At 72.0% G+C, this 4,267-nt stretch carries 5 protein-coding genes and 1 pseudogene; 1 reads left to right on the plus strand and 5 read right to left on the minus strand.

The genetic code is table 11. From position 1 onward, the window contains the following. Together I9P22_RS23390 and I9P22_RS23395 are read right to left on the minus strand one after the other, a co-directional pair. Positions 1 to 377 (minus strand): annotated as a pseudogene (locus tag I9P22_RS23390) (sulfatase); the annotation flags it as partial. Further along, complete coding sequence (locus I9P22_RS23395; protein ID WP_199262567.1) at positions 374 to 1,111, minus strand: CDP-alcohol phosphatidyltransferase family protein; 738 nt, start codon at positions 1,109 to 1,111, stop codon at positions 374 to 376. The pseudogene I9P22_RS23390 and the gene I9P22_RS23395, both read right to left, overlap by 4 nt. Before the next feature lie 93 nt (positions 1,112 to 1,204). Between I9P22_RS23395 and I9P22_RS23400 the strand changes: the two genes are divergently transcribed. Continuing rightward, positions 1,205 to 1,756: a cytochrome b gene (locus I9P22_RS23400; protein ID WP_199262569.1), complete on the plus strand. Its 552-nt coding sequence runs from the start codon at positions 1,205 to 1,207 to the stop codon at positions 1,754 to 1,756. A gap of 15 nt (positions 1,757 to 1,771) precedes the next feature. Here the strand turns inward: I9P22_RS23400 and I9P22_RS23405 are convergent, their stop codons facing one another. The 3 genes from I9P22_RS23405 to I9P22_RS23415 all read right to left on the minus strand — a co-directional run. Beyond that, positions 1,772 to 2,887 (minus strand): ABC transporter permease, encoded by a 1,116-nt coding sequence (locus I9P22_RS23405; protein WP_199262571.1) that lies wholly within the window; start codon positions 2,885 to 2,887, stop codon positions 1,772 to 1,774. Continuing rightward, positions 2,884 to 3,792, minus strand: a complete 909-nt coding sequence (locus I9P22_RS23410; protein WP_199262574.1) for an ABC transporter ATP-binding protein — start codon at positions 3,790 to 3,792, stop codon at positions 2,884 to 2,886. Before I9P22_RS23410 ends, I9P22_RS23405 begins: the two co-directional genes overlap by 4 nt. Then, positions 3,789 to 4,267: HlyD family efflux transporter periplasmic adaptor subunit (locus I9P22_RS23415; protein ID WP_199262576.1), on the minus strand; the 479-nt coding region annotated here is incomplete at its 5' end. The genes I9P22_RS23415 and I9P22_RS23410, both read right to left, overlap by 4 nt.

Genomic DNA, 4,267 nt, shown 5'->3' on the forward strand with positions numbered 1-4,267 from the left:
CAGCGCCCCGTCGCCCACCACAGCGCCGCGGCAATGCCCAGGCCGGCCAGGGCAGCGGCCAGCACGGCGCCGAAGGCCGCGAACCCGCCGAGGCTGCCGGCCATCAGCCGCACCGCCGCATCCAGCAGCGGCAGGTCGGCCGCGATGTTGAAGGGCCGCCCCACCGCCGCGCCCATGCCCAGATCGGCCAGCTTCTGCACCGCCAGCAGCGTGAGCGCCGCCGCAACCGGCAGGCGCGCCATGCCGCCGCCCAGGGTCAGGGCCAGCAGCAGCAGCGGCAGTTCCGGCGTCGGGCGCATCGCGGCCCCGGGCAGGGTCAGCGCCAGCTGGATCGCCAGCGCCGCGACCAGAAGCGGCAGCGCCCGGCGCGTCGTCATCGCCGATGCCGCCACAGCCAGCGGATGTCGAGCGCGAAGGACAGCGCCAGCGCCGCCGTGGCGAGCCAGGCCAGGAACCCGGCCTGCGCATGGCCGGGCAGCGGCGTTTGCAGCAGCACCAGCGTGCCGAGCTGCAGCACGCAGATCGCCTTGCGCCGCAACCGCTGCGGCAGATCGGCCCGCAGCCAGGGCAGGACGAGGCCGGCGGCGAGGAAGCCATAGCGCAGCACCCCAAGCAGCAGCACCTCGGGCCCCAGCGTCGTGCCCAGCGAGGCATGCAGCGCCAGGGTCAGGGCGAAGGCGGCGTCCACCTCCATGTCGAAGCGCGCCCCGAAACCCGAGACCAGGCCTGCGCGCCGCGCCAGCCAGCCGTCGAGCCCGTCGAGCGCCAGCGCGACGCCCCCGACGATGGCGACCGCCCACCCCGCCGCGGTGCCGTCCGCCAGTGGCGCCAGCAGCGCGCAGGTGATCGCGGCGCGCTGCAATGTCACCGCATTGCAGCCGCCGATCCGGTCATGCGGATAGCTGCGCCGCATCTGCGCCAGCACCATGGCGCAGCAACCCAGATACAGCGCGCTGGCGGCAAGCCAGCCCCCGGCCGTGCCGCCGATGCCGCCAAGCCGCAGCGCCTGCATGGCGCAAACCCCCATGGCGGCGCTGGCGGCAACCTGCGCCGGTATCCCGGCCGCCGGACGAGGCGGCGGCGCAAGCGGGCCGTGATCGCGGTCGGACATGGGAAAATGCTACGCCAAGCGTGGGTTCCGTCAAGATGCCGCGGCTTTGCGCCGGGCGGCGTTTGCGATAGGATGGCGCAAAGGAGCCAGCCGATGACCGAGCCCGCATCCGGTTACCGAACGCCCGCCCGCCTGTTTCACTGGATCGTCGCGCTTGCCGTGCTGCTGATGATCCCGGCCGGGCTGACCATGACGCGCGAGGGGCTGGACCGCGGCTTGCAGGATGCGCTGTTCATCTTTCACAAGAATACCGGCACGCTGCTGATCCCGGTGATCCTGGCGCGGATCGTCTATCGCCGGCTGCATCCGCCGCCGCCGTTGCCGGATTCGGTGCCCGGCTGGCAGCGGCGGGCGGCCGCGGCCTCGCATCTGGCGCTTTACGCGCTGCTGGTGGTGATGCCGCTCAGTGGCTTCGTGCGGGTGCGGGCCGGCGGCTTTCCCGTCGAGTTGCTCGATGCGATGGGCGCCGGGCCATGGCTGCCGAAATCCGCGACCCTGGCCGGCGCCGCGCAGGGGCTGCATTTCATCGCCGCCCTGCTGCTGATCGCGGTGCTGGCGCTGCATGTCTCGGCGGCGCTGCAGCACGCGCTGCTGCGCCGCGACGGGGTCTGGCAGCGCATGTGGCCGCCCCTGGGCGGGGGATGAAGGCCCGAGGCCCGGTCAGTCCAGCGTGCGGTGGAACCGCAGCAGCGCCAGCGCGCCCAGCACCGCCACCATGATCGACAGGGCGGCGAATTGCGGCGCGACATCGGCCGGCCCGGCGCCCTTCAGCATGATGCCGCGCACCAGCCGCAGCAGATGCGTCACCGGCAACACCTCGCCCAGGGCCTGCGCCCAGCCGGGCATGCCCCGGAACGGGAACATGAAGCCCGACAGCAGGATCGAGGGCAGGAAGACGAAGATCGCGATCTGCATCGCCTGCATCTGCGTGCGCGCCGCGGTCGAGATCAGATAGCCCAGCAGCACCAGTGCCAGCACGAAGACCATCACCCCCGCCAGCAGCAGCCCCAGCGAGCCGACGAAGGGCACGTCGAAGACCGCCCAGGCCGCGCCCAGGATGACCAGAACCTGCACCGCGCCGACGGCCAGGAAGGGGGTGATCTTGCCCAGCATGATCTCGGCCGGGGTGGCGGGCATGGCCAGCAGGTTCTCCATGGTGCCGCGCTCGATCTCGCGGGTCAGGGCCATGGCGGTCATCATCACCATGGTCATCTGCAGGATCACCCCCAGCAGGCCGGGGACGATGTTGTATTGCGTGACGCCCTCGGGGTTGTAGCGGCGATGCACGACGATTTCGGGTGCGCCCTGCGCGGGCCCGGCCGGCCGGTCGCGACGAAAGGCGCTGTCGGCAAGGCGCGGCAGCGCCGCGATGGCGCCGCTGGTCGCCGAGGGGTCCGAGCCGTCGGCCTCGACCAGGATCTGCGGCCGGTCGCCGCGTTCCATGCGGCGGCCGAAATCGGCGGGCAGGGTGACGACGAAGGAGACCTTGCCCCGGGTGATCAGCCACTCGGCTTCCTCGGCCGAGACTGCGGGATGGGTGATGCGGTAATAGCCGCTGTTCTCCAGTGCCGCGGCGAAGCTGCGGCCGAAGCGGTCCTGCGCCGGGGCGACCAGCGCCGCGGGCATGTCCCGGGGGTCGCTGTTGATCGCATAGCCGAACAGCAAAAGCTGCATGATCGGCACGCCCAGCATCATGGCGAAGGTCAGCCGGTCGCGGCGCATCTGGATGAACTCCTTGCGCAGAAGCGCCCGCAGCCGTGTCGGGGAAAAGTTCATCGCATGTTGTCCTCGGAAAGCTCCATCAGCCGGATGAACACGTCCTCGAGACTGGTCTCGGCCGGCTGGCCGGTCACGCCCTCGGCGGCCAGCGCCGCCTCGAGCTGCTTGCGGTCGGTGCCGGTCACATGCAGCGCCGTGCCGAAGGGTTCGACCTGGCCGACGCCCGGCGCCTTGCGCAGGCGCTCGGCCAGCGCGCCCGGCCGCGCCGACTGCACGGTCAGCGTCACCAGCCGCGCGCCCGCGATCACCTCGGCCACCGTGCCCGAGACCACCAGCCGGCCATAGGCGATGTAGTTGATGCGGTGGCAGCGTTCCGCCTCGTCCATGTAATGGGTCGAAACCAGCACCGTCATGCCGCCCAGAGCGCGGGCGTGGATCTCGTCCCAGAACTGGCGGCGGGCCTTGGGATCGACGCCGGCCGTCGGCTCGTCCAGCAGCAGAAGCCGCGGCTGGTGCATGATGCAGGCGGCCAGCGCCAGCCGCTGCTTCCAGCCGCCCGACAGGCTGCCGGCCAGCTGCGTCCTGCGCGAGGTCAGGCCCAGATCCTCCAGCGTGTCGCGCACCGCCTGCCGCGGCAGGCGGTAGAGCCCGGCGACGAAGGCCAGGTTCTCCTCGATCGACAGGTCCTCGTAGAAGGAGAATTTCTGCGTCATGTAGCCGACCTGCCGGCGGATCGCGCGCTGCTGGCGGCGCAGGTCCAGGCCCAGCACCGTGCCGCTGCCGGCATCGGGCGTGAGAAGGCCGCAGATCATGCGGATGCAGGTGGTCTTGCCCGAGCCGTTCGGGCCCAGGAAGCCGGCGATCTCGCCCTCGGCCACTTGCAGCGCGACATCGTCGACCACCCGCCTGCCGCCGAAGGATTTCGTCAGCCCGGTCACGTCGATGGCGGTGGCCGCGGTCATGGCGCCTTCCAGAGCTCGACGATCTGGCCGGGCTTCAGCGCGCTGCCGCCGGGCTCGGGGCGGGCCTCGACCAGATAGACCAGTTTCTGCCGGGCATCGCGGGCATAGATGACCGGCGGAGTGAATTCGGCCTCGTCGGCGATGAAGGAGACCGTGGCGCTGCTTGGTCGGCAGCCGTCGCAGCCGACCGTCAGCCTGGTTCCCAGGGCCAGCGCGGCCAGGTCGGCCTCGGCGACGTAGAAGCGCAGCGTGACGGCGCCATCCGGCAGGAGGGTCAGCACCGGGGCCGAGGGGCCGGCCAGCTCGCCCGGATGCCGCAGGATGTCGGTGACGGTGCCGGGCGCGGGGGCGGTCAGCCGGCGCTGCTGCAGCTGCCATTCCATCGCCTGCCGCTCGGCCCGGGCCTGGGCCAGGTCGGCGCGGGCGGCGGCGATGGCATCGGGGCGGGCGGGCAGGCGGGCGACGGCCAGTCGCG

Origin of the sequence: Paracoccus binzhouensis, assembly GCF_016446475.1 — a bacterium.
GTDB lineage: Bacteria > Pseudomonadota > Alphaproteobacteria > Rhodobacterales > Rhodobacteraceae > Paracoccus > Paracoccus binzhouensis.

Excerpts from the sequence above, each read along its gene's own strand:
- I9P22_RS23400 (WP_199262569.1), top strand. The coding sequence starts at position 1,205 with ATGACCGAGCCCGCATCCGGTTACCGAACGCCCGCCCGCCTGTTTCAC.
- I9P22_RS23405 (WP_199262571.1), bottom strand. The coding sequence starts at position 2,887 with ATGAACTTTTCCCCGACACGGCTGCGGGCGCTTCTGCGCAAGGAGTTC.
- I9P22_RS23410 (WP_199262574.1), bottom strand. The coding sequence starts at position 3,792 with ATGACCGCGGCCACCGCCATCGACGTGACCGGGCTGACGAAATCCTTC.
- I9P22_RS23395 (WP_199262567.1), bottom strand. The coding sequence starts at position 1,111 with ATGTCCGACCGCGATCACGGCCCGCTTGCGCCGCCGCCTCGTCCGGCG.